The 24432-nt window shown below is 74.7% G+C and carries 21 protein-coding genes and 3 tRNA genes; 10 read left to right on the top strand and 14 right to left on the bottom strand.

The window, feature by feature from the left end; all coding sequences use genetic code 11:
• Window positions 1-10: 10 nt before the first annotated feature.
• The gene (locus IH54_RS0100750; RefSeq protein ID WP_078861813.1) at window positions 11-1201 is read right to left on the bottom strand and encodes an aromatic ring-hydroxylating oxygenase subunit alpha; all 1191 of its coding nucleotides are present in this window, start codon (window positions 1199-1201) and stop codon (window positions 11-13) included.
• 142 nt (window positions 1202-1343) lie between these two features.
• Entirely contained in the window at window positions 1344-1910 is a 567-nt protein-coding gene (locus IH54_RS0100745; protein ID WP_234343300.1) for a CGNR zinc finger domain-containing protein, read from the bottom strand.
• Window positions 1911-1983: 73 nt separating this feature from the next.
• Between IH54_RS0100745 and IH54_RS0100740 the strand changes: the two genes are divergently transcribed.
• Window positions 1984-3198, top strand: a complete 1215-nt coding sequence (locus IH54_RS0100740) for an MFS transporter (protein WP_063762135.1) — start codon at window positions 1984-1986, stop codon at window positions 3196-3198.
• A 255-nt stretch (window positions 3199-3453) separates the two neighbouring features.
• Here IH54_RS0100740 and IH54_RS0100735 read toward each other — a convergent pair whose 3' ends face one another.
• Both IH54_RS0100735 and IH54_RS0100730 read right to left on the bottom strand, forming a co-directional pair.
• Window positions 3454-3942 (bottom strand): YbaK/EbsC family protein, encoded by a 489-nt coding sequence (locus IH54_RS0100735; RefSeq protein WP_031512064.1) that lies wholly within the window; start codon window positions 3940-3942, stop codon window positions 3454-3456.
• A gap of 164 nt (window positions 3943-4106) precedes the next feature.
• On the bottom strand, window positions 4107-4658 hold the full coding sequence (locus tag IH54_RS0100730) for an XRE family transcriptional regulator (RefSeq protein ID WP_031512063.1): 552 nt from the start codon (window positions 4656-4658) through the stop codon (window positions 4107-4109).
• Window positions 4659-4904: 246 nt separating this feature from the next.
• Between IH54_RS0100730 and IH54_RS0100725 the strand changes: the two genes are divergently transcribed.
• Window positions 4905-6464 carry a pectate lyase family protein gene (locus IH54_RS0100725; RefSeq protein WP_031512062.1) on the top strand — a complete coding sequence of 520 codons (1560 nt, stop codon included), beginning with the start codon at window positions 4905-4907 and terminating at the stop codon, window positions 6462-6464.
• Between the two features lie 88 nt (window positions 6465-6552).
• On the opposite strand, the gene IH54_RS0100720 is transcribed toward IH54_RS0100725, so the two are convergent.
• The 3 genes from IH54_RS0100720 to IH54_RS39145 all read right to left on the bottom strand — a co-directional run bounded on the left by IH54_RS0100720 (window position 6553) and on the right by IH54_RS39145 (window position 9118).
• Window positions 6553-7653, bottom strand: a complete 1101-nt coding sequence (locus IH54_RS0100720) for an aldose epimerase family protein (protein ID WP_031512061.1) — start codon at window positions 7651-7653, stop codon at window positions 6553-6555.
• A gap of 113 nt (window positions 7654-7766) precedes the next feature.
• The gene (locus IH54_RS0100715; RefSeq protein ID WP_031512316.1) at window positions 7767-8792 is read right to left on the bottom strand and encodes a LacI family DNA-binding transcriptional regulator; all 1026 of its coding nucleotides are present in this window, start codon (window positions 8790-8792) and stop codon (window positions 7767-7769) included.
• A gap of 92 nt (window positions 8793-8884) precedes the next feature.
• Window positions 8885-9118: a hypothetical protein gene (locus IH54_RS39145; protein WP_043179380.1), complete on the bottom strand. Its 234-nt coding sequence runs from the start codon at window positions 9116-9118 to the stop codon at window positions 8885-8887.
• A gap of 598 nt (window positions 9119-9716) precedes the next feature.
• On the opposite strand from IH54_RS39145, the gene IH54_RS0100705 reads away from it, so the two are divergent.
• From IH54_RS0100705 to IH54_RS0100695, 3 genes are all read left to right on the top strand, one after another.
• Window positions 9717-11657: an arabinofuranosidase catalytic domain-containing protein gene (locus tag IH54_RS0100705; protein ID WP_052396911.1), complete on the top strand. Its 1941-nt coding sequence runs from the start codon at window positions 9717-9719 to the stop codon at window positions 11655-11657.
• A gap of 126 nt (window positions 11658-11783) precedes the next feature.
• Window positions 11784-12341: a DUF664 domain-containing protein gene (locus tag IH54_RS0100700; RefSeq protein ID WP_031512058.1), complete on the top strand. Its 558-nt coding sequence runs from the start codon at window positions 11784-11786 to the stop codon at window positions 12339-12341.
• Between the two features lie 85 nt (window positions 12342-12426).
• The gene (locus IH54_RS0100695) at window positions 12427-13257 is read left to right on the top strand and encodes a hypothetical protein (protein WP_052396910.1); all 831 of its coding nucleotides are present in this window, start codon (window positions 12427-12429) and stop codon (window positions 13255-13257) included.
• A 61-nt stretch (window positions 13258-13318) separates the two neighbouring features.
• Here IH54_RS0100695 and IH54_RS0100690 read toward each other — a convergent pair.
• Window positions 13319-13393: transfer RNA gene (locus IH54_RS0100690), tRNA-Trp, on the bottom strand.
• Window positions 13394-13508: 115 nt separating this feature from the next.
• Here IH54_RS0100690 and IH54_RS0100685 point away from each other — a divergent pair.
• Window positions 13509-14909 (top strand): DUF2201 family putative metallopeptidase, encoded by a 1401-nt coding sequence (locus tag IH54_RS0100685; protein WP_031512056.1) that lies wholly within the window; start codon window positions 13509-13511, stop codon window positions 14907-14909.
• Window positions 14906-16792, top strand: coding sequence for an AAA family ATPase (locus IH54_RS0100680; RefSeq protein ID WP_052396909.1), 1887 nt, complete (start codon window positions 14906-14908; stop codon window positions 16790-16792). The genes IH54_RS0100685 and IH54_RS0100680 overlap by 4 nt, the downstream gene beginning before the upstream one ends.
• A 22-nt stretch (window positions 16793-16814) precedes the next feature.
• Here the strand turns inward: IH54_RS0100680 and IH54_RS0100675 are convergent, their stop codons facing one another.
• From IH54_RS0100675 to IH54_RS0100650, 6 genes are all read right to left on the bottom strand, one after another.
• Window positions 16815-17978: a ribonuclease inhibitor gene (locus IH54_RS0100675; RefSeq protein ID WP_234343299.1), complete on the bottom strand. Its 1164-nt coding sequence runs from the start codon at window positions 17976-17978 to the stop codon at window positions 16815-16817.
• Window positions 17979-18166: 188 nt separating this feature from the next.
• Entirely contained in the window at window positions 18167-19579 is a 1413-nt protein-coding gene (locus IH54_RS0100670) for an SDR family NAD(P)-dependent oxidoreductase (protein WP_031512049.1), read from the bottom strand.
• Between the two features lie 25 nt (window positions 19580-19604).
• A tRNA-Ala gene (locus IH54_RS0100665) sits at window positions 19605-19676 on the bottom strand.
• A gap of 16 nt (window positions 19677-19692) precedes the next feature.
• Window positions 19693-19764 (bottom strand) — tRNA-Ser (locus IH54_RS0100660).
• Window positions 19765-19959: 195 nt separating this feature from the next.
• Window positions 19960-20958: a type I glyceraldehyde-3-phosphate dehydrogenase gene (gap, locus tag IH54_RS0100655; RefSeq protein ID WP_031512048.1), complete on the bottom strand. Its 999-nt coding sequence runs from the start codon at window positions 20956-20958 to the stop codon at window positions 19960-19962.
• A gap of 128 nt (window positions 20959-21086) precedes the next feature.
• The gene (locus tag IH54_RS0100650; protein WP_031512046.1) at window positions 21087-22043 is read right to left on the bottom strand and encodes a GlxA family transcriptional regulator; all 957 of its coding nucleotides are present in this window, start codon (window positions 22041-22043) and stop codon (window positions 21087-21089) included.
• Between the two features lie 146 nt (window positions 22044-22189).
• Here IH54_RS0100650 and IH54_RS0100645 point away from each other — a divergent pair, with 146 nt between their 5' ends.
• The 3 genes from IH54_RS0100645 to IH54_RS0100635 all read left to right on the top strand — a co-directional run bounded on the left by IH54_RS0100645 (window position 22190) and on the right by IH54_RS0100635 (window position 24330).
• Window positions 22190-23176 carry an NAD-dependent epimerase/dehydratase family protein gene (locus IH54_RS0100645; protein WP_031512044.1) on the top strand — a complete coding sequence of 329 codons (987 nt, stop codon included), beginning with the start codon at window positions 22190-22192 and terminating at the stop codon, window positions 23174-23176.
• A 118-nt stretch (window positions 23177-23294) separates the two neighbouring features.
• A complete protein-coding gene (locus tag IH54_RS0100640) occupies window positions 23295-23843 on the top strand; it encodes a hypothetical protein (protein ID WP_031512043.1) in 549 nt (182 codons plus the stop codon).
• 106 nt (window positions 23844-23949) lie between these two features.
• Window positions 23950-24330 carry an MmcQ/YjbR family DNA-binding protein gene (locus tag IH54_RS0100635; RefSeq protein ID WP_031512042.1) on the top strand — a complete coding sequence of 127 codons (381 nt, stop codon included), beginning with the start codon at window positions 23950-23952 and terminating at the stop codon, window positions 24328-24330.
• The last annotated feature ends 102 nt before the right edge of the window (window positions 24331-24432 follow it).

Raw genomic sequence — 24432 nt, 5'->3', positions numbered from 1 at the left:
GGGTACGGACTCAGGGCGTGCCGGGGTCGGCCTGCGCGCAGGCCGGCGGGCCCGCGGGCCGCGGGCGCAGGGGGACGCCGTTGCGGCGCAGCACCTCGCGGACGTCCAGGATCAGCGGGAAAACCTCGTGGTTGCGGTCCTCGCCCTGCTCGTCCCAGGCGCGCTGCTCGGCCTCGACGGCCATCCGGTCCTCGGCGAAGACGCGTTCGGTGAAGCGCCGGATGAGCGGCCAGGCCAGCTGGAGCACGCCGGGGACGCGCGGCTTCTCGATCATCAGCAGCCCGTAGACGTGGCAGGTGCGCTGCTCGGCGTCCTCCGGCACGTAGGCCGCCCACAGCCGGAAGGCCGGGCGCTCGGCACCCTCCGGGACCAGGTCGAGGGTCTGGTAGGGGTATTCGGTGCGGATGGTCATCACGTCGCTGGAGTCGGAGCCGCCGAGGCCCTCCCGGGCCAGCAGGTTGGCGCCGCGGTTGCGCTTGCCGCCGTCGTGCCGGAAGAGGTAGCGGGCCTCGACCGACCGCGGGCCGGTGCGCGCGTCCAGCAGCCGCGGGCGGAGCTTGCCGACGACACCGCGGTGCAGGAACTGGTGGTTCATGTCGAGCAGGTTCTCGTGCATGAAGGAGTAGTGGCAGCGCACGGTCCGCGAGTACGTCATGGTCCGGTAGCCGGCCGGGCCGTACGCGGGCAGCTCCGGCAGCGTGGCGGTCTGCGCCAGGGCGGGGTCGCCGGGGAAGACGAACACCATGCCGTAGGCCTCGCGGACGGGGTAGCCGCGCACCCCGCGCGGCGGCCGGGCGTCACCCTTGGACAGGTAGGGGATCTGCGAGATCCGCCCGTCCCCGCGGTAGGCCCAGGCGTGGTAGCAGCAGCGCAGCGCGTCGCCGTCCACCACGCCCATGCTCAGCGGCACCTGGCGGTGGGCGCAGCGGTCCTCCAGCGCGTGCACGGTGCCGCTGCGCCCGCGGTAGAGGGCGATGCGCTCCCCGGCGAAGGCGGTCGCGACGGCCTTGCCGCGGCGCACCTCGCGGGACAGCGCGACGGGATACCAGTGGTCGGGGCTCAGGCCGACGCGCCGCAGGTCGGGCGGTGCGGCGCGGCCCGGCTCCCGCTCCCCCGCCCGGCGGGCGGTCCCGGTGGCCTCCCGCTCCGGCTCCTCGTCCGGCCCGATCGTCGCGGTGGCCTCGGTGTCGTTCTCGGTCATGCCTCTCCCTCGCACGCGGGACGGCGGGGCGTACGGGCGCGCCGCCCCGGGCGCACCGGGTGACCCCCGGGCACTCCCCATCCTGGGCCGCGCCCGGCGACCCCGCCGGGTCTGCGCGCCCGGACAGGCGACCCCCGCGCGGTCAGCGGGCCTGCCGGGCGCGGAAGGCGGCCGCCTTCGTGCGGTTCTGGCAGGCGGTGGAGCAGAACTGGCGGGCGGAGTTGCGGGAGGTGTCGACGTAGACGCGGTCGCAGGCGGTCGCCGCGCACACCCCGAGGCGCCCGGCGAGGCCGCCGCCGAGGAGGACGGCCAGGCCGGTGGCGCAGCCGGCGCCCCAGCCGACCGCCAGGGAGTCGTCGCGGCCGTGGAAGTGCAGCTGCCAGCCGCGGTCGGGGTCCCGGTCGAGCTGCGGCCGGGCGCCGCGGGCCAGCAGCAGCGCGTTGAGGGTCTCGGCCGCGTCGTCCAGCCGCCCGCCGCCGGCGGCCTCGAACACCGCGCGCAGCCGCTGCGCGGTGCCGGCCAGCTCGTCGGCCTCGCCCTGCGTGACGGTGTACCGCGCCGGCACGGACAGCGCCGCCTCGACCGCGCGGCAGCGCTCCGGACCGCGCGGCGCGGTGTAGTCGCGGCCGCGCGCCCGGCCGTCCGTGAGGTCGTTCACCAACGCCACGGACGCCTCCAGCAGCGCTTGCATGTGACTGTCGAACAGCACTTGACCAGTTACTCCCCTCGCACGTAACGTCGTCACCGACGATACCCGTTTCGCCAGTCACGGAGGTACGCCGGTGGGTCTGCCACGCGCGGTCCGCGTCCTGCTCCTGGCCCGCGTCGTGAACCGGCTCGGCGCCTTCTCCGTCCCCTTCCTCGCCGCCCTGCTCACCACCGACTTCCACACCGGCCTGGCCTCCGCCGGGGCGGTTACGGCGGCCTTCGGGCTGGCGTCGGTCCCCTCCCGGCTGATCGGCGGGCGGCTCGCCGACTCGCTGGGCGCCCGCGCCACCGTCGTACTCGGCCTCACCGGCTGCGCCCTCGCCCAGCTGGGCCTGGCCGCCGCGCGGTCCCTGACGACGGCCGCGCTCGCTGCCGTCGTCCTCGGGCTGGCCTTCGAGCTGTACGAGCCGCCCAGCCAGGCGCTGCTGGCCGACCTCGCGGGACCGGCGGGGAAGGTGCGGGCCTTCAGCCTCTTCAACGCCGCCCTCGCGCTCGGCGGCATCGGGGCGGGACTGCTCGCGGCGCTGCTCGGCCGCTGGGACCTGCGCTGGCTGTTCGTCGCCGACGCGGTGAGCTGCCTGCTGTGCGCGGCCCTGGTGCGCCTCGCCGTCCCGGCCGACCGGAGGGCGGCCCGCGCGGACGGGCCGCCGCGGGCCGCCGCGTCGCCGTGGCGCGACCGCCGGCTGCTGGTCATGCTGGCCCTCGGCACCGGCTACGCCCTGCTCTGCCTGCAGATCCTCACCCTGCTGCCGCTCTCCCTTGCCGCCCGCGGCCTGCGCACCGCCGACGCCGGGCTGATCTTCACCGTCTCCGCCGTCACGGTGATCTGCTGCCAGCCGCTGCTGCGGCTGCGCCGGGTGGCCGAACTCCCCTCGCACACCGCGCTCGTCGCGGGCCACCTGCTGCTCGCGGGCGGCCTGCTCGGTTACGCGGCCGCCCACGGCCTGCCCGGCACGGCCGCCGCCACCGTGCCCTGCGGGCTGGGCGAGCTGCTGGTCATGGGCCGGGCCTACGCACTCGTGGCCGACCTCGCCCCACCCGCCGCGACCGGCCGCTACCTCGCCGTCTTCGGCACCTGCTGGGGTTTCGCCGGAGTGGCGGCCCCGCTGCTTGGCACGCAGTTGCTCGCCCGTACGGGGCCGGGCCCGCTGTGGTCCGCGATGGCGGCCCTGGCCCTCGCCCTGGCCGCCGCCCAGCTCCTCACCCCGCGCCCGCCGTTCACGCACGCCCCGTCGAGCGGCACGGCGCCGGCCGGCTCCGGACGGACCGCGAGCGAACCGGCGGGCTGAGCGGGGCGGCGGTCCCACGGGCGCCGACCCCGCAGCCGCACCACACGCGTGAGCCGCCCGGCACCGCACGAACCGCGAGCGAAACGGCGGGGCGAGCCGGGGCGGCGGCGGGCCCTGGGGAACGAACCCCGCGAATCCGCCACGCACCCGGCACCCGGCACCGCTGCCGAAGACGCCCTGTCGCCCCGGTCGCCGCGGGCGCGGACCCGTTGCGGGCAGGCGGCAGACGGGCCCGCCGACCCGCCCGGCGCGTACTCAGTCCGAAGCGACCTTGACGGGCTGACCGCCGGTCAGGGACACCAGCTCGTCGAAGGTCAGCGGCATCACGGTGTGCGGCGTGCCGGCCGCGGCCCAGACCACCGGGTGCTCGCGCAGCGCCTCGTCGATCACCGTGCGCACGGGCGCGGGGTGGCCGATCGGGGCCACCCCGCCGATCGCCTGGCCGGTGATCCGCCGGACCTCGTTCGCCGAGGCCATCGCGACGTCCAGCACTCCGGCGTTCGCCGCGAGCAGCTCGGTGTCGACGCGGTGCCGCCCGCTCGTCATGACGAGCAGCGGCTCGCCGTCGGCAAGGAAGAGCAGGCTGCTGGCGATGGCCCCGACCGCGCAGCCGAGCGCGGCCGCCGCCTGCGCGGCCGTACGGGCGGAGTCCGGCAGCTCGCGCACGCGGACGGTGAGGCCCGCGGCCACGAGCTGCTGCTGCACGATGCGGCTGCGAGCGGGCAGTTGCTGGTCGTCGGTCATGGTGGAGCGTCCCTTTCCGCGCGGGCCGTTCGGCCGGCCCGCGCCGATTCGGCATGGATGTCGGTGCGTTCGGATCCGGAGGGGGTCCGGGAGCGGGCCGCGGCATGAGCCCCGGGAGCGGGCCCGTGCATGAGCCCAGGATTGCCCGGGCAGGAGCCCGGCGCTCATACGGCGGCGCCCTCCGCGTCCCCGCCCGGGTAGTGCATGAGGAGGACGACCTCGGCGGGGCCGCCGAGCGCGCGGAAGCGGTGCGGCCGGTCGCCCGGGTAGCGCGCACTGTCCCCGGGGCCCAGCTCCCGCGCGGCGCCCGCGGGCCCGACGCGGACCCGGCCGCGTACCACCGTCACGGTCTCCTCGACGCCCGCCGCGTGCGGTGCCGAGTCCTGCAGCGCTTCGTCCAGCACGGCCCGGTAGACCTCGACGAGCTGCGGGCCGACCGGCCACCGGCCGAGCAGCACGGCGGCGACGGACTCGCCGCGCACGGCGCCCGCACCCGCGGCGCCCGCGGCGGGCGGCGCGTCCGGCAGCAGGGCCCCGAGCGGGGCGCCCAGCGCGGTGGTGAGCGCGAAGAGGGTGTCGAGCCGGGCGCCGCGCCGGTCGTTCTCCAGCTCCGAGATCGTGCCCTTGCCGATCCCGCTGCGCCGCGCCAACTCGGAGAGCGAGCACCCGCGCTCGCCCCGCAGCCGCCGCAGCCGCGCGCCCAGCGTCTCGTCCACCCCGCATCACCGCCGTTCTGTTAACAGAACGCTAGCACGCCGCACGGGAGTTGCCGGACGGAAGGCGCCCGCTCCGGCGAGGCGGAACCTCCCGCGCGCGGCCGTACCGCGGTAATTCCCCCTCCCCGTTTCACTTTTCGGTTTCGGGCAGAACCCTTGCCAGCCCATCAGAAGCCGCCCTATCCTCACGGAAAACAGAAAGCGCTTTCTAAATCGGAGGCTTATTCCGGAAGGAGAAACACCACGATGAGACGAGCAGCAGCCCTGCGACTCGGCGCCGTCAGCGCCACGCTGGCCCTCGCGGTCGCGACCGGCGCGGTCCTGTCAGGCGAGCAGGCGACAGCGGCGACAGCGAGCGGCGCCACCGGCTACGCGAGCCAGAACGGCGGCACCACCGGCGGCGCGGGCGGGCAGACCGTGAGGGCCACCACGGGCGCGGAGATCAACGCGGCCCTGTGCAACCGGGCGAGCACCGGCACCCCGATCGTCATCCAGGTCGAGGGCACCATCAACCACGGCAACACCGCGAAGGCGTCCGGCAGTTGCAGCACCGCCGACGACGTCATCGACCTCAAGCAGATCAGCAACGTCACGATCGAGGGCGTCGGCAGCGGCGCGGTCTTCGACCAGCTGGGCATCCACGTGCGGGAGTCCAGCAACATCATCATCCAGAACGTGACCGTCCAGAACGTCAAGAAGTCCGGCTCGCCCACCTCCAACGGCGGTGACGCCATCGGCATGGAGACCGACGTCCACAACGTGTGGGTCGACCACGTGAGTCTGCTGGCGTCCGGTGGCGAGGACGAGGGGTACGACAGCCTCTTCGACCTCAAGGACAACACCCGGTACGTGACGCTGTCCTACAGCACGCTGCGCAACTCCGGCCGTGGCGGCCTGGTGGGCCACAGCGACACCGACCTGTCGAGCAGCTTCATCACCTACCACCACGACCTGTACCAGAACATCGACTCGCGCGCCCCGCTGCTGCGCGGCGGCACGGCGCACATGTACAACAACTACTACGTGAGCCTGAACAAGTCGGGAATCAACCCCCGGGCGGGCGGGCACGCGAAGATCGACAACAACTACTTCGAGGACTCCAAGGACGTCATCGGGACGTTCTACACCGACCTGATGGGCTACTGGCAGGTCAGCGGCAACATCTACGACAACGTGACGTGGACCGCCGACGGCACCGAGAACCACCCCGCCGGGCCGGACCCGCAGTCCAACACGACGGTGAGCATCCCGTACTCCTACGCCCTGGACGCCGCGAGCTGCGTGCCGTCGGTCGTGACCCAGACGGCGGGCGCCGGCAAGGGCCTGCGGGTGTCGGACGGCAACTGCTCGACCCAGTCGCCGACGGCGCCGCCCACCACCCCCACCCCGAGCACCTCCACGACGTCCTCCCCCACCACACCGCCGACCCAGCCCGCCGGCACCAACCTCAGCCTGCTCCCCGGGGCCGGGTCGGACGGCTCCAGCAAGGCCTCGGGCACCAGCTACGGCAACGTCCGCGACGGCGACCTGGGCACCTACTGGTCGCCGAGCGGCACGACCGGCTCCATCTCGGTCAAGTGGGGCTCCGCCACGGCGGTGTCCTCGGCCGTCATCCGCGAGTCCGCCGGGGCGACCGGCCGCATCGGCGCCTGGAGCCTGGTGAACGCCGACACCGGCGCGGTCCTGAAGTCCGGCAGCGGGGCGGGCACCATCAGCTTCCCGCAGACCTCGCTGAAGAAGATCACCTTCCAGATCACCGGCGCGTCGGGCACCCCCCAGGTGGCCGAGTTCGAGACCTACGCCTGATCCGCAGTCGGGCTGGGACCGGATCACGCAAGCGCTTTCCCTCATATGCCCGGCGGGAATCCCACATTCCCGCCGGGCATTTGGCGTGCTATACGTCCGTCACCGGGGCGGCCAGATGAGGGAAGCGGAATTCCGTGCGGGTGTGGAGGTCGGTTCCGGGGCGCAGGACCGTGGAGGGGTAGCCGGGGCGGTTCGGGGAGTCGGGAAAGTGCTGGGTCTCGAAGCAGACACCGGTGTGGCGGGTGTAAGGGGTGCCCTGTGGGCCGCGGTGGGTGCCGTCGAGGTTGTTGCCGGTGTAGAGCTGGAGGCCGGGTTCGGTGGTCCAGACCGTCATGCGGCGGCCGCTTCCCGGGTCGTCGACGCGGGCGGCGCGGCGCAGGGCCCCGGGGGCGGGGGCGGGGTCGAGGACGTAGCAGTGGTCGTAGCCGCCGGCCGCGGTGAGCTGCGGGTGGTCCTCGGCGATGCGGGCCCCGATCGGCCGCGGGCCGGTGAAGTCGAAGGGGGTGCCGGCCGCGGGCTCCTCGGGGCCGAGCGGGATGGCCTCCGGGTCGACGGGCAGGTAGGAGGCGGCGTCCAGTGCGAGGACGTGGCCGAGGACGTCCCCGGCGCCGGCTCCGGCGAGGTTGAAGTAGGCGTGGTGGGTGAGGTTGACGACCGTGGGCCGGTCGGTGCCGGCCCGGTAGTCCAGGGCGAGGGTGCCCTCGGCGTCCAGGGTGTAGGTGACGCTCACGTCGAGGGCGCCGGGGAAACCCATGTCGCCGTCCGGGCTGTGCAGGTCGAGGACGACGGAGACGGTGCCGTCGTCGGGGCGCGGGCCGGGGCGGGCCTGCCACAAGCGGCGGTGGAAGCCGTCCGGTCCGCCGTGCAGGGCGTGCCCGCGGTCGTTGACGGGGACGCGGTGCACGGCGCCGTCCAGTGTGAAGCGGCCGCGCGCGATGCGGTTGGCGTAGCGGCCGACGACCGCGCCCAGGAAGGGCTGCTCGGCGGCGTACTCCTCCATCCCCGGCAGGCCGAGGACGATGTCGGCGGCCCGCCCCTGCGCGTCCGGCACCCGCAGGCTGTGCAGGGTGGCGCCGTAGGTGAGCACCTCCGCGCTGACCCCGCTCGGGGAGCGGAGCGTCCAGCGGTGCACGGTCTCGCCGCCGGGCGCGGTGCCGAAGGGCGCGCTGACCAGGGAGGCACGGGGCATGGTCGTCCTCGGGTACGTGCGGCCGGTACCGGCCGCGGTCGACAGGGGATGGGACCAGCATGTCAGGGCCCGGCAGGCGGCTGAGCAGCGGGTTCCCGGTTGCCGGGCCGGACTCAGCTTCTGCGCACGGCCGTGGACTCGCGCGCGATGAGCCGGTAGCCGGGCTCGATACGGCGCGGCGCGGGCGGTTCGGCGCCGTCCCGCCGCTCGATGCGCTCGACGAGGCAGTCCACCGCGAGCCGGGCGAGGGCCGCCTTGTCCGGGGAGACGGTGCTGAGCGACACGCTCCCGTAGCGGCCCTCCTCGATGTCGTCGAAGCCGACGACGGCGACGTCGTCGGGCACCCGCAGGCCGCGTTCGACCAGGGTGCGCATCGCCCCGACGGCCATCAGGTCGTTGTACGCGAAGACCGCGTCGGGTCGCTCCTCACGGTCGAGCAGCGCGGCCATCGCGGCGGCGCCGTCCCGCCGGTCGAAGCCCTCGGTGGCCACGACCATCGACTCGTCGGGTTCCAGGCCCGCGGCCAGGATGGCCTGGCGCCAGCCGCGCAGCCGCAGATGGGCGGGCTGCCGGGTACTCTCCCGGCGGGCGCCGAGGAAGGCGATCCGGCGGCGGCCGATGTCGAGCAGATGGCGTACGGCGGCGCGGGCCGCCCCGACGTTGTCGACCATGATGTGGTCGTACGGGGCGTCGTACTCGCGCTCCCCCAGCAGCACCATCGGCGGGCCGTCGCCGCGGGCGGCGAGGTCCTCGTTCTCCAGCCGGATCGGGCTGAGGATCAGCCCGTCGATGACGTGCGCGCCGAAGCCCTGGGTGACCAGCACCTCCCGCTCGCGCGAGCCCGCGGTGTGGTCGAGCAGCACGGTCAGGCCGTGCCGGGCGGCTGCGTCGATGACGGCGCCCGCGACCTCCGCGAAGTAAGGGTTGCCCAGCTCGGGTACGGCCAGCGCGATGATGCCGGTGCGGCCCTTGCGCAGGTGGCGGGCGGTCAGGTTGGGGCGGTAGCCGAGGTCGTCGATCGCGCGCTGGACCCGCGCCCGGGTGGTGGCTGTCACGTGCGGGTAGTCGTTGACGACGTTGGAGACGGTCTTCACCGACACGCCGGCGCGCAGTGCGACATCTTTGAGGCTGACGCCCACGGCTTTCCTTTCTTGCGGGCTCTGGGTGGCGGGACGGCCCCGGCCGTGGGGTACGGCCGGGCCGGCACCCCGGGCACGGGCGTCCGTAGCGGTCACTCCAGTTGCCGGGTGCGGCTGAGCAGAGTCTGCAGCAGCACCACCACCGCGAGGAAACCGCCGTTGACCGCGTCGGTGGACGCCGGGCCGTACTGCGAGAAGCAGTGGTCGATCAGATGGTGGACGACGGCCGGCCGCAGCACGGCGGTGGCGGCCGGGCACGGGCCGGCGGCGCGCACGGCGGCGGCGACGGACCCGGTCGGCGGACGGGTGGTCGTACGACGGATCACATCCTCGTCGAGGTGGTCGTGGCATGCGGTCGGGAACGGGCGGAGCCGGGGACGGAGCGGGGCGGAACCGCCGGCGGGGCGGTCGCGCGGGGAGGGCCGACCGCGCTGGAGCAAGGCCGTACAACGATGTAGAAGGACCATCGATTATTGCGCAGGGCCGGGTCAAGACGCGGCACGAAAGGCGTTCCGGTAAGTGCCCGAGGAGCGCGGCGTGGCCGCCCCTTCGGCGGACCTTCCCGAGGACCCCAGCACCCGATCCGAGCTGCCGCGGTTTGCCGGGGGAACGTCAAATCCGCAGCTCAGCGAAGAAATTGAGTTGGCGTCAGTCTTTGCCGAACAGCCGCCGCACCGACCCGAATTGCGGGTGCGAAAGGTCTGGACATGCCGCGCGCACCGTGCTGTCATCGGTGTTGCCCCAGGCTTTACATCGTTGAACGGCATGATCGAACGAGCGCAGTGCACGACCCTCTGACGGGTGGCGGCGGTGGTGGTGCCTCCGCCGCCGCCACCTGCACGGCGCCCAGCGGGTCGGCAACCGCCGCCCGCCGTTTCGGTGGCAGGGCGGCAGCTCCCCTCCCCCACTCCACAGGAGCGCGTCATGCAACAGACCCCATGGGCCACTCCCGCACCACCCGGCACGGAAGCGCCCCGCACCGCACCGCACCGCACGGCGCCGTCCCGTACGGCGGCTCTCCTCGCGGCGGCGCGCCGCCGGCCGGCCCGCGCCCTGGGATCGGCCGTGGCCGTCCTGGCGCTGGTGCTGGGCGGCCTGCTCGCGCTGCCGGCCGCCTCCCAGGCGGCCGGCTCGCTGCCGTGCGACATCTACGCCGCGGCGGGTACGCCCTGCGTGGCCGCGCACAGCACGGTGCGGGCCCTCTTCTCCGGCTACAGCGGCCCGCTCTACCAGGTCACCCGCGCCTCGGACGGCGCGACCGCCGACATCGGGCTCCTGGCCCAGGGCGGTTACGCCGACGCCGAGCGCCAGGACACCTTCTGCGGCGGCACCACCTGCCGCATCGGCAAGGTCTACGACCAGACGAGCCGGCACAACGACCTGCTGCCCGGTCCGGCCGGCGGCGCCGGCGGCGTGGACCGCGGCGCCGACGCGAGCGAGATCGCCGTCCGCGCGGGCGGCCACAAGGTCTACGGGATCTGGGTCTCACCGGGTGTCGGCTACCGCTACACCGGCGTCGCACCGGGCGTCGCGGTCGACGGCCGTCCCGAGGGCGTCTACATGGTCGCCAGCGGTACGCACGTCGGCTCGGACTGCTGCTTCGACTACGGCAACGCCGAGAGCACCCCGTACGACACCGGGAACGGCCACATGGACGCCGTCAGCATCGCCACCACCTGCTACTTCTCCCCCTGCACCGGCTCGGGCCCGTGGGTCGAGGCGGACATGGAGAACGGCATGTTCCAGGGCGGCAACGGTTCCAACACCGCCAACCTCGGCAACAGCAGCCCGTACGTCACCGCCGTGCTGAAGAACGACGGGCAGACGACGTACGCGATCAAGGGCGGCAACTCGCAGAGCGGCGGGCTGTCGACCTGGTGGAGCGGCGGGCTGCCCACCCGCAGCGGATACCGGCCCATGCAGCAGGAGGGCGGCATCATCCTCGGCACGGGCGGTGACAACAGCAACCGCAACATGGGCACCTTCTTCGAGGGCGCCATGGTCGCCGGCTACCCCACCGATGCGGCCGAGAGCGCCGTGCAGGCGGACGTCGTCGCGGCCGGCTACAGCGGGCGGACCGATGTGCCCAACGGCCCGCAGGGTACGGTCACCGGTCCCGGGGGCAAGTGCGTGGACGTCGCCGCCGACGACACCGGCACCAACGGCACGGCGGTGCAGCTGTGGGACTGCCAGACCTATGCCGAGGACCAGCACTGGTCGCACAACGCCAACGGCTCGCTCGGCACGCTCGGCCGCTGCCTCGACATCAACGGCAACGGCACCGCCAACGGCACCCAGGTCGAGCTGTGGGACTGCAACGGCGTCGGCGGGCAGAGGTTCGTGCAGCGCGCCGACGGCTCGCTGTTCAACCCGCAGTCCGGCCGCTGCCTCGACTCCCCGGACGGCGCCACCGCCAACGGCACCCGGCTGCGCGTCTGGGACTGCAACGGCTCCGCCGCCCAGCGCTTCACCGTGAACGGCGGCGCCCCGGTGGCCGGCCCGGGCGGCAAGTGCGTGGACGTCGCCGCCGACGACAGCGGCACCAACGGCTCGGCGGTGCAGCTGTGGGACTGCCAGTCCTGGGCGGTCGACCAGCACTGGTTCCACAACGCCAACGGCTCGCTCGGCACGCTCGGCCGCTGCCTCGACATCAACGGCAACGGCACCGCCAACGGCACCCAGGTGGAGCTGTGGGACTGCAACGGCTCCGGCGGGCAGGTCTGGAACCAGCGCTCGGACGGCTCGCTGGTCAACCCCCAGTCCGGCCGCTGCCTCGACTCCCCGAGCGGCGCCACCGCCAACGGCACCCGCCTGCGCATCTGGGACTGCAACGGCTCCGCCGCCCAGCAGTTCGCCCTGACCTGACCCCCGCCGGCCGCCTCGGTACGGCCCGGGACGCGGGGACCGGCTCCCTCGCCCCGGGCCGTCCGCGTCGCGGACCGCGCGGAAACCACTGGCGCGGCGGCACGGTGGCGGTCGAGCATGCAGGTCATGAGCGATCAGCCCGAGCGATGGACGCAGGCCACCGTCTACCCCGACATGTGGACCGACCCGGACGACGACCCCCGCGAGAACGGCGACAGCCCGGAGGGCGAGGCCGCCACGCTGCACGACTACCTGACCAACTACCGGATCACCGTGCGGATGAAGTGCGAGGGCCTGGACGCCGAGCAGCTGGCCCGGCGCTCCGTGCCGCCCTCGACGATGTCGCTGCTGGGCCTGCTACGGCACCTCGCCGAGGTGGAGCGGGACTGGCGCAACTGGCTCGGAGAGGGCGAGCCGGAACCCAGGCTCTACGGGCGGAAGGACGCGGACTTCCTCGGCGCCGTCGCCGACCCGGCCGTGGTCGACGCCGCCTACGCCGACCTGGAGCGCGAGCAGGCCGCGACCGACGCGGCGCTGGCCGCCCACCCGGACCTCGGCGAGCGGGTCGGGAAGGACGGGATCGCGATCCGGGAGCTGCTGGTGCACCGGGTCGAGGAGTACGCCCGGCACAGCGGCCACGCCGACCTGCTGCGCGAGTGCGTCGACGGCCGGGTGGGGCAGTGACACCGGGACCGTGCCCCCGAACTCCCGCCGCCGCGGCGGGAGACGGGGGCGCCGGGCTGTCGGCGGCGGGCCGTAGGCTGTGCGGGTGACGGACGCGCGGCTGGACGTGCTGCTGTCGGCGGCCGAGCCCGGCGACGAGCAGCGGATACGGGAACGGCTCGGCCTGCCCGGGCGGGAACCGGAGTCCGGTGTCGGACCACCCGCGCTGTGGAGCGCGGTGCGGTGGATCTCGTCGGCCAGGGTGCCCGCGGCCGTCGCGCTGTGGATGCTGGAGTGCGACCGGCCGGAGATCAACGAGATCGTCTTCATGGGCGCGCGAGTGAGCCCGGCCGTCCGCCGGGACATCCGGCTCGGGCTGCCCTTCGGCGACCGCACCGCCGAGCCGCTGCCGGTCTCCCGGCAGGTCCGCACGGCGCGTACCGATTTCGCCGACACCGACGCGGACGGCGCTGTCGCCGCGCTGCGCGCGGTGACGTCGATGAAGGCCGGCCGGACGGCCGCCGCGCTCGTCCGGCGCGAGCACTGGGACGCGGTGGACGCCGCGGACCGCGAGCGCCCGCTGCCCGGTTACGCGCGCTGGGCGCTGGCGATCCGGATCGACTGCCCGCACGCGCTGCGCGAGCGGCTCGGCGCCGGGCACCCGTCGTTCGCGTACCGGATGCGGCAGGCCGGGATCATCTCCCGGCCGGGCACGTACGTCCGTGAGTGGGGCCCGGCGTGCGAGGTGCTGGAGGTGCTCGCCGCCGGGCGGTGGGCCTTCCCGTCCCGGCTGCGGGAGGCGCGGGCCGAGCTGCGGCCGCTGGTCCGCGAAGGGCTCGGCGGGAACACGGAGGCGTGGGCCGTGGCCGCCCAGCTGCTGCCGACATTCGCCGGCACGGTGCCCGAGCTGGTCGTGACGGCCGGCGCCGTCGCCTGAACCGCCGTACGGGCGCGGCGCGTTGCTCTGCGTGCGCCCGTACGGACCGGGTGCCGGAGGGTGCGGGGCGGCTGGATTCGAACCAGCGTGATCCGGTTTTGGAGACCGAGCGTCTGCCTCTGCGCTACGACCCCGCGTGGTGATCCTAGGCGGCGGCCGCCCTGTGGAAAACCCGGCGGCGCTGTCGCCGCCGACTGGTACCAATGGATGCGTCAGGTACGGAGCAGGGAAAGAGCACGGGGGCGGAGCAGATGGGGTACGGGGAGCGGGGTCGGCACCGCCATGTCGTCGATCTGGCGGACCGCCGGGCGCTGGAGCGGTGGCAGCCGGCCGACCCGGGCGTCACGGCCGAGGCGCAGCGGCTCAAGGAGGCGGCGCTGCTGGACTTCGGGCTGAGCGAGTCGGCGGTGGCGTCCTGGCTGTACGCGAAGTGCCGGCACCAGATCGCGACCACGGCGGTCGGCACCGCCGCGGTGGTGGCGAGCGGCGACGGCAGCTGCCTGCTGCTGTACAACCCGGAGTTCTTCGTGGCGCTGGGTCTGGACGGGGTGAAGTTCGTGCTCTTCCACGAGGCGCGGCATCTGGTGCACCGCCATCTTTTCGCCGAGCCGGAGTTGCGGGCCGATCCGGTGTTCACCCTCGCCGCCGAGGTGTCCATCAACCACGTCGCCCTGGTGCGGCTCGGCCGGGACACGCTGCCCCTGGTGGACGGCGAGCCCACAGGCATCGACCCGGCGGCCGTCCACCGCGCCTACACCGAGGATCTGCTGGCGCACGGCCGGGACCCCGTGGACTACGCGACGTTCACCGCCACCGACATGTCCGTCCACCGCGAGCTGAAGCGCATGCGCCATCCGCCGGTGCCCGAGCCGCGCTGCCTGCACCTGACGGAGGGCGCGGTGCCGGCCGACCAGGAGACCGTGGACGGGACGGCCGGCTCGGTGCTGCTCAACGTGCTGCTCGCCGCCCGCCGCGGGCACGCCGGGGCGGAGGGCGAACTGCTGGACCTGATGGACCGTACGGAGGGGGCCGGCGAGCGGGTGTCCCGGCTGTGGGGCCGGCTCGGGGCGGGCGCGCTGCGCGGCACGACCACCGCGACCGGCCGGGTGGACTGGTGGCAGCGCTGGCTGGTGGACGTGCTCGCCTCGAAGCTGCGGGAGGGCGAGCGGCTGGTCTACCCCAAGAAGCGCGGGGCGCTGCTGGCCGCTCTGGGCGCCGACCCGATGCTGTCGCGCCGCGGGCCGGTCCGGGACAAGGTACTGGTCATCGCGTACGACACGTCCGGGTCGATGCCCGGCCACGTGGTGCGGTGGCTGACCCGGCTGGTCGGGGCGATCGACGGGGTGCAGGCGCACTGGCTGTCCTTCGACGGTGCGGTGATGCCCTTCCGGCCCGGCGAGCGGGTCCACGGCGGGGGCGGCACGAGCTTCGCCGTCGTCGCCGACTACGTGGAGGGCCGTACCGCCCTCGACGGGCGGCCCTTCGAGGAGCGGCCGGACGCGGTGGTGGTCCTCACCGACGGCTACGCCCCGCACATCACCCCCGCGGAGCCGGACAAGTGGATCTGGCTCATCACCGAGGGCGGCGACGACTGGCCCGACGCCCACCACCCGCCGATGGCATGCCATCGCGTCACGACAGGATCGACATGAGCACCGCCGTCACTCCGCCCCCGTTCCCGCCGCCGGTCCCGGGTCCGGTCCAGGCGCCGCGCGCGTGGCGGCCGAACGCCACCTACCCCCGGCCGCCGGAGGGCTCGGCGGCCGGTTCCCGGCTCGAGTCGTTCATCGACGCGATGATCGACATGGGCCAGACCGGCCAGGTCTTCGGCGAGCACGGCATCGGCAAGACCGCGACCTTCTTCTCGCACGTCGCCGAGGCCTACCCGCAGGCCGCGCTGGTCTTCGTGCCCGCCGCCAACCTGACCCCCGACGACCTGCTCGTCAACGCACCCGTGCGGGATCCCGCGACCGGCGAACTGGTGCTGCGCCAGCTGGTGATGAGCCAGCTGAAGCCGGGCAAGCCCTTCGTGCTGCTCATCGACGACTCGCTGCAGGCGGGCGAGACGATCCAGAGCCAGCTGATGCAGGTCGCGTGCAACTGGACGCTGGGCGAGTACGACCTGCGCGCGCTGGGTTGCATCGGCGTCTTCCTCACCGACAACGAGTCGCTGGCCGAGACCGCCGCCCGGCGCAGCGACCTCGCGATCCTGGACCGCATGGTGACCGTCCGGATCACCGCGAACGACACGGCGTGGCGCGTCAAGCTTGCCCAGAAGTACCGGGACCGGGATCTGGCCGGGGTGTTCGCCGTGTGGGCGTCGCTGTCCCCGGCACTGCGCGAGGCGCTGTCGCCGCGGACCGTGGACCACATCCTCGCCAACGCGTGCGAGGGCTTCCCGCTGCGCTGGGGCCTGCCGCTGGTCAACGGTGAGCGGCTGCGGCTCGCCGAGCCGCTGCCCGACGGCAGGCCCGGCCCGGACCGGACGGCCGAGGTGCTCGACCGGCTCGCGGGCGCGCTCGGCGTGCCGAATCCGGCGGCCGTCGCCGACCCGGTGCGCAAGGTGCTGCGCGCGGCGCTGCGCAACCGCTGGTCGGTGCTGCTCCAGGGGCCGCCCGGCTGCGGGAAGACGGAGCTGGTGCGGCAGACCGTGCGCGACGAGCTGGGCGGCCGGGAGGCGCTGTACTTCTCGCTGCCGGTCACCAACGTCGAGGACCTGTGCGCCCCGGTGCCCACCCCCGACGGGTCGCTGGACAACCTGCTGGCGAAGGGTTTCACCGGGCCGGAGCCGAAGGTGATCGTCTGGGACGAGTACAACCGTCCCAAGGACAAGGCGGCGTTCGCCAAGCTCATGGAGATCACCCAGGAGTGGTCGCTCGCGGGCCGTCCGATACCCGGTCTGCGGGCGCAGATAGCCCTGCAGAACCCGCCGTACCACCTGGGCCGCAAGCTCCAGGTGGCGCGCAACAACATCGCGCAGGCCACCCGCTTCACGGCGTCGCTCACGGTGGAGCCGCAGGACATCCCGGCGAACGAGTGGCTGATCGCGAAGTACGGCGCCGTCGCCGAGACGGTACTGGAGTGGTGGAAGCACGACATCGACGAGGAGGGGCGCGCCTGGATCACCAAGCGCACGATGGAGCGGCTGGTCAAGCTGCACCAGCGGGGACTGCCGCTGGAAATGGGCACGGTCTACCTCGGTGACGGCGAGTACGCGCCCGTCCCGCTGACCGCGCTGGCCGACCGGCTCAGCAACCGGCCGGTGACCGGTCTGCGGGAGCTGGCCGCGGACGTCGGCCGCTGGGAGGAGCGGCTGCGGCGGGCGGCCGGCGGTTCGAGCGAGGGCGGCGCGGACAGCGACGTGGTGCACCAGGTCATCGCCAACGCCGAGCTGTCGCAGCTGCGCCGGCACCGCAAGGTGGTCGCACGGCTGGTGGCGCTGCTGCCGCCCAAGCTCCGGGCAACGTACCTGGTCGGCGCGTCGGACGCGCACCAGCGCTTCTGGATAGAGGTGTTCGCCGGGCTGCCGCGCTGATCCCCCGGCTGCCCCCGGCGGGTCAGCTCGCCGGGGGCGCGGTGCGGTGGACGCTGCGGACGGCCGCGACATCGGGCGGGGTCGCGGGCATCGGCAGGTGGGCGCTGAGCGCGTCGAGGCGACGGCGGACGCTGGTCGCGATGCCCTTGCCCAGGACGAAGCGGGTCGCGGTCGCCGCCGCGGGGGCCGCGTCGAGCAGCCGGTGGGCCTCGCGGCTGCGCATGCCGGTGTGGGAGAGCACGAGGTGGGCCAGCCGGTGCGGGGCGGCGGCCAGGGCCAGGCCGATGGCGGTCGCAGCCTCGGTGTCGACGCGGTTGTCGGGCGCGCCGAGGGTGCCCGCGGCCCTGACCCGGCCGAGGTCGAGCAACTCCACACCGGCCGCCGCGGCGACCCCGGTCAGTCGGGCGGTGGCCCGCGGCCCGATGCCGTTGCCGGCCACCGACAGCCGGGCCAGCCGCCCGTGGGGGGCGCGTTCGAGCGCCGACGCCAGCAGCAGGGCGCCGCCGTCGCCCAGCCCGCAGGCGGACGCGTAGAGCTCGCCGAGCGCGCCGGCCGCGAGGAGGGCGGCCAGCGGCGCGGCCCCGGGAACGCCCAGCGGGTTGCCGCCGACGTAGAGCCGCTCGATGCGGCGGCCGGCCGCGGCCGCGGCGAGCACCGCCTCGGCGAGCACGGCGGCGCCCGCCGCGTCCAGCCCGGTCTGGACGAGGTCGAGGGTGCGCAGCGAGGCCGCGGCGGCGACGAGTTCGGCGGCCGCCTGCCCGCCGCCGGTGCCCAGCGGGTTGCGCTTGAGCCACACGCCGGTCACGACGTGCTGGGAGGCGCGGACGCTGTCGGCGATCCGGCAGGCCCCGGCGGCGGTGATGCCGTTGCAGCCGAGGTAGAGCGTCTCCACGGAGCTGCCCGCGGTGCGGTCCGCGATGCCGGCGGCTCCCTCGTCACCGAGCCCGTCGGTGCCGAGCAGCAGGTGCCGCACGCCGCCCGCGGCTGCTCCGGACCCGCCGTCCGCGGACCGCAGCGCCTCCCCGACGAGCCGGGCGCCCTCGGGCCCGAGCGCCTGCTTGCACAGGTCGAGGCGCCCGTCCGGCAGCGCGGTCCCGGCGGGGAAGTCGAGCCGCCCCGCCACCGGACCGCCGCTCCGCAGCCAGGCCAGCAGCGGTGCGAGGTCCCGCACGGAGCGCGGGATCACGGGCGGCACACCGGCGTACGCCCCGGCGCCGGTCCCGGCACCGGACGGTGGCCCCTGGCTGCCCGGCGCCCCGGACGGGCCGGGCGCCACGGGCTGCCCGGCCGCCGCGGACGCCCCCGGCGACCCCGGTGAACCCGGCACCGCAGCCGCCCCGCCCGCATCCGGCGCCCCGCCCTCCTGACCCGGCGTCACCACTCCGCCTCCCGGTAGTCCTTGAGGAACACCCCCGACACCGGATCCCCCGCCTCCCCGCGCACGATCGGGTCGTAGACGCGGGCAGCGCCGTCCACGACGTCCAGCGGGGTGCGGAAGCCGTGCGCGGCGATCCGCGACTTCTTCGGCGCCGGGTTCTCGTCGGTGATCCACCCGGTGTCGACGCTGCACATGTGGACGCCCCGGGCGGCGAGTTCGGGCCCGCTGGTGCGGGTGAGCATGTTGAGGGCCGCCTTGGCCATGTTGGTGTGCGGGTGCCCCGAGGTCTTGTTGCGTACCGCGAAGCGGCCCTCGACGGCGGTGACGTTGACGATGTAGCGCCGTGGGCGGGGCGAGGCGAGCAGCAGTGGCAGCAGCCGGTCGGCGAGCAGGGCGGGGGCGAGGGCGTTCACCAGCTGCGTCTCCAGCAGCTCCGCCGGGTCGAGGTCGCCGATCCTGGCCGACCAGGAGTTGGCCGGTGCGGGGTCGGGCAGCAGCCCCGCCTCGTCCGTCACCGCGCCGTGCCCGGGGCCCGGCAGCAGGGAGCCGCCGACTGGGGCGAGGCCGATCACCGCGCGGACGCCCGCCGTGCCCTCCGCTGCGGCAGGCGCGCCCGGCAGCGCGGACATCGGGCGGTAGCCGGGGGCGCGCAGCACCCCGGCGGGCAGCGGCCCCGCCTCACCAGCGGCCAGGGCCGCGTACGACTCCGGCGGGCGGCGCACCGTCTGGGCGGCGTTGTTGACCAGGATGTCCAGCGGCTCGCCCGCCGCCGTCAGGTCCGCGCACAGCCCGAGGACCTGGCGCGGGTCACGCAGGTCGACGGCGACGACGGTGAGCCGGTCGAGCCACATGCCACTTCCCTCGGCGGCCCGGAAGCGGCGCACGGTGTCGTGCGGGAAGCGGCTGGTGACCAGGACGTGGGCGCCGTCCCTGAGCATCATCAGCGCGAGCTGGAAGCCGATCTTCACCCGCCCGCCGGTGAGCAGCACGCGCCTGCCGCGCAGGTCCGTGCCGAGGGAGCGGCGCGCGGTGCTGTCGGCGGCGCAGTCCGGGCACAGCGCATGGTAGAAGGAATCGGCTTGCCGGTAGGGCGACTTGCAGATGTAGCAGCGCCGCGGCCGCGGGTAGTCGCCGGGCCCGCCGGTGCCGGGGGCGGGCAGCGCGAGCGGCGCGTCCTCGCGCCGCTCCCTGGCCCCGGTCGCGGTGGCCCCCGCGACGGCGGCCTCGGCGTCCGCCCGCTCCCGTACGCGTACCCGCTTGCGCTGCTGCCGCCCGTCGCGCACGAACGACGCCGCGACCTGCTCGGCCCGCAGCCGTACCGGATCGTCGGCGGGCAGCGCGCGCAGCCGGCCGACCGTGCGGTGGAAGGCCGCCAGCTCGTCGTCGGGGACGTGCCCCTCCCCCGTCACGCCCAGCTCCCCTCGTCCAAGACCGTGACCCCGACCGGATTCGAACCGGCGTATCCGTCTTGCCAAGACGGCGCGCCTGCCTCTGCGCTACGGGGTCCCGCGTGCCGTGCCTGCCCGGTCGGCCGGATTCGAACCGGCGTCGTCCCCTTAGCCAGGGGGTGCGCCTGCCTCTGCGCTACGACCGGGCATTGCCGATGATCGTACGGCGCGGTGGGAACGGCCCCGCGGGAGGGTGGCCCGGCCCGGAACACGGGGCCCGAAGCCCGGCCCGGGACGTGCGGGCAGGCGAGCACGCGGGCAGGCAGGCGGGCAGGCGGGCAGGCGGGCAGGCGGGCAGGCAGCCCAACGGCCGCCCGCCCGGGCCCGGTCCGGCTCGGGGATCAGCCGGCGGCGAGGAGTTCCAGCGTGTCGACGACGCGGTGGGAGAAGCCCCACTCGTTGTCGTACCAGGCGACGACCTTGACGTGCCGGCCGTCGACGCGGGTGAGGGCCGAGTCGAAGATCGACGAGGCCGGGTTGCCGACGATGTCGGACGACACCAGCGGGTCGTCGGCGTATTCGAGTATCCCGGCGAGCGGGCCGTCGGCGGCGGCCCGGTAGGCGGCCAGGACCTCGTCGCGGGTCACGTCCCGCGCCACCGTGGTGTTGAGCTCGACGATCGAGCCGACCGGCACGGGCACCCGGATCGAGTCGCCCGAGAGCTTGCCGTCCAGTCGGGGCAGCACCAGGCCGATCGCCTTGGCCGCGCCCGTGGTGGTGGGCACGATGTTGACGGCGGCGGCGCGGGCGCGGCGGGGGTCGCGGTGCGGGCCGTCCTGGAGGTTCTGCTCCTGCGTGTAGGCGTGCACGGTGGTCATGAAGCCGTGCTCGATGCCCGCGAGCTCGTCGAGGACGGCGGCGAGCGGCGCCAGCGCGTTGGTCGTGCAGGAGGCGTTCGAGACGACGGTGTGCGCGGCCGGGTCGTAGACCTCGGTGTTGACGCCGTACGCGACCGTGGCGTCGGCGCCGTCCGAGGGCGCGCTGACCAGGACCTTGCCGGCGCCGGCATCCAGGTGGGCGCGGGCGGCCTTCGCCGAGGTGAAGCGGCCGGTCGACTCCAGCACGACGTCGACGCCCAGCTCCGCCCACGGCAGCTGCGCCGGGTCCCGCTCGGCCAGCACCCGGATGCGGCGGCCGTCGACGACCAGGGTGTCGCCGTCCGTGGTGACCGGGCGGCCGAGCCGGCCCGCGGTGGAGTCGTAGGCCAGCAGTCGGGCGAGGGCGACCGGCTCGGTGAGGTCGTTGACGGCGACGACCTCCAGGTCGCTGCCGCGCTCCAGGAGGGCGCGCAGCACGTTGCGGCCGATCCGGCCGAATCCGTTGATGGCGATGCGAGTCATGAGTGATGTGTCCCTTCGTCCCTTCGGTGCACCACCAGACTCGCGCGGCGGGTCCGGGCGTGGCCGTGGCCCGAGCGCCATGGTTCGCAAGGATCACGCCAGGCCGCACCGCGGCAGCGCGGAGCCCCCTACTCGCCCCGCGCGAAGGTCCGCCGGTATTCGGTCGGGGTCGTGCCGAGGATGCGCTGGAAGTGCAGCCGCAGGTTCGCGCCCGTGCCGAGCCCGACGTCGTTGGCGATCTGCTCGACCCCGCGCTTGGAGCGTTCCAGCAGCTCGCGGGCCAGGTCGACGCGGGCCCGCATCACCCACTGCATCGGCGTGTAGCCGGTGTCCTCGGCGAAGCGCCGGGAGAACGTGCGCGGGGAGACCGCCGCGTGCCGGGCCAGGGATTCCAGGGTGAGCGGCTCGCCGAGCCGGTGCAGGGCCCATTCGCGGGTCGCGGCGAAGCGCTCGCCGAGCGGCTCGGGCACGCTGCGCGGCACGTACTGCGCCTGGCCGCCGCTGCGGTAGGGGGCGGCGACCAGCCGCCGGGCCGCGTGGTTGGACGCGGCGATGCCGAGGTCGCCGCGCAGGACGTGCAGGCACAGGTCGATGCCGGAGGCGGCGCCGGCCGAGGTGAGCACGCTGCCCTCGTCGACGAACAGCACGTTCTCGTCGACCCGGACGAGCGGGTGCCTGTGCGCCAGGGCGCGCGTGTAGTGCCAGTGCGTCGTGGCCCGCCGGCCGTCCAGCAGCCCTGTCGCGGCGAGCGCGAACGCTCCCGTCGAGATCGCGGCCAGCCGCGCGCCCCGGGCGTGCGCGGCGACCAGCGCCTCGACGACCTCCCGGGGCGGGTCCTCGCGGTCCGGGAAGCGGTAGCCGGGCACGAAGACCATGTCGGCCCAGGCGAGCGCCCCGAGCCCGTGCGCGACGTGGTAGGCCAGCCCGTCGCCGCCGGCCACCAGCCCGGGCGCCGCGCCGCACACCCGCACCTCGTACGGCATGCTCTCCCGGGTCGTGAACACCTGCGCGGGGATGCCGACGTCGAGCGGCTTCGCCCCCTCCAGGACCAGCACGGCGATACGGCGCAGGCGCGAGGACGGCACGTCACCAGAGTACGGGCCCGCGGGCGGCGGGGCCGCCGGGCGCCCGGGGCGGGAACCCGGATGCCGCGACGGCCGCGGGGGCTCCGCGAATCCGCCGTCCGCGAACCGGCCTGGGCGGGGGCGGGGCGCGGTGCTTGGGTGGGGGGATGGAGATCCTGGTACTGGGCGGAACGGCATGGCTCGGGCGCGAGCTGTCGCGGCAGGCGGTCGGGCGGGGGCACGCGGTGACGTGCCTGGCCCGCGGCGAGAGCGGGGACGTGGCGGAGGGGGCCGCCCTGGTGGCGGCCGACCGGCGGGACGCATCGGCGTACGGGCCGCTGCTCGACCGGGAGTGGGACGCGGTCGTCGAGGTGTCCTGGCAGCCCGGGTTCGTGCGCGGGGCGCTCGAAGCGCTCGGCGGCCGGGCCCGGCACTGGAGTTACGTCTCCTCCGTCAGCGCCTACGCCTCGCACGCCGTGCCGGGCGCGGACGAGTCGACACCGCTGCTGGCCGCGACCGAGCTGGACGAGGTGGAAAGGGAACTCTACGGGGAGGCGAAGGCCGCCTGCGAGCGGGATTCGGCGGCCGCGCTGGGCGATCGGCTGCTCGTCGCCCGCGCCGGGCTCATCGGCGGCCCGGGCGACCGGAGCGGCCGCTCCGGCTACTGGGTGGCCCGCGCCGCGCGCGACCCGCAGGGCCCGATGCTCGTGCCCGACACGCCGGACCGACCGACCCAGGCGATCGACGTGCGGGATCTCGCCGGGTGGCTGCTCGACGCCGCGCAGGCCGGGCGCACCGGCACCTTCGACGCGGTCGGGCCGGTCGTCCCCTTCGGCGAGTGGCTGGAGCTGTCCCGCACCCTCGGCGGGCACACCGGCCCGGTGGTCGCGGCCCCTTCCCAATGGCTGCTGGCGAACGGCGTGGCCCAGTACATGGGGCCCGAGTCGCTGCCGATGTGGCTGGCCGAGCCGGGCTGGGAGGGCTGGTCGGCCCGCAGCGGGGCCGCCGCGCGCGGCGCGGGGCTGAGGCACCGCCCGCGCGCGGAGATGCTAGCCGACACGCTGCGCTGGGAGCGCGCGGAGGGGCTCGACCGGCCGCGCCGCGCGGGCCTCAGCGCCGGGCGCGAGCGCGAGCTGCTGGCGGCGCTGGGCTGACGGACCGCGCGGGCTGCCCGTTGGAGGCAGGCATCGGCGTTCCCAGGACCCTGGCATAGTCCACGGGCTACCGTACGGACACGGGGAACTACGAACAGTCAGCATCCAGGAGGAAACCGTGCCCTCTCCCTGCGACCCCCGCAACGCCCCCGCCGGCGATGTGGGCGCGGCCCTCATGATGATCGACTCCCGGCTCAGGACCGTCTACGCGGGAAGGACCGGGCCGGACGCCGAACAGGAGGCGCTGATCGAGCAGTTCGCCGCGTCGATGGACTCCGACGACGCGGACGCGCTGCTCGACGGCGCCTGCACCCTGGTCTACATGTACATGTGCTGGCTCAAGCAGGCGTACGCGGACCACGGCAAGGACGTCATCGAGTCCGTGGTGCCCAGCTTCGTCGCGACGCTGGGCATGATGCCCAGGAGCGTGCCGCGCGAGGCCATCCCCACCATGACCGGCCTGGTCGTCGCGGCGGGCACGGGCCTGAGCCCCAGCCTGTGGCGCCTGCAGTACGGGTACTGGACCGAGCCCGAGATCAAGCCGCTGGAGGTGACCGCCTTCCTGCTGGCGGAGCACATCAACCGCCTCACCGACGACCGCGAGTTCGCCACCCGGATGATCGCCGACGCCCTGTCCGGCGCGGAGGCCTCCGCGGAGCAGGGCTGACCGGTCCCGTTCCCGGTCGCGTTCCGGTCCCGCGGCGCCTGCCGGCACACCTGTCCCGGTGGGCCGGGCCCGGCCGTTGTCGGTGCCGCACGGCACACTGTCCCTCATGACACCGGACGCACTCAAAGCCATCTGCCTGGGAATGAACGGGGCCGTGGAGACCTTCCCGTTCACCCTGGAGACGTCCGTCTTCAAGGTGGGCGGCAAGATCTTCGCCATCACCGCCCTGGACGCCGAGCCGCTGAGCGTGAGCCTGAAGTGCGACCCGGAGGTGGCGCTGCAACTGCGCGCGGCCCACCCGGAGATCACCGGCGGCTGGCATCTGAACAAGCGTCACTGGAACACGGTGCGTCTGGACGGAGCGCTGCCCGACGACCAGGTGCGCGAGATGATCGAGGACTCCTACGACCTGATCGTGTCCAGGCTCCCGCGCGGCGAGCAGCTGCGGCTGGACTGGCCAGGGGTGCGCGGGCCCGCCGGGCGCTGAGACGGCGGCGCGGTGTGCGCCGTCGGGCTGTCCCTCCCGGCGCGCCCCCGGCGGTGCGGGCGGCACCCCGCGCAGGATGGAGGGCGCCCCGCCCCGCCGCCC

The organism is Streptomyces sp. NRRL F-5123, assembly GCF_000721495.1.
Lineage (GTDB): Bacteria > Actinomycetota > Actinomycetes > Streptomycetales > Streptomycetaceae > Actinacidiphila.
Note: the sequence above shows the minus strand (reverse complement) of the source record. Positions and strands in the feature narration are given on the sequence as shown.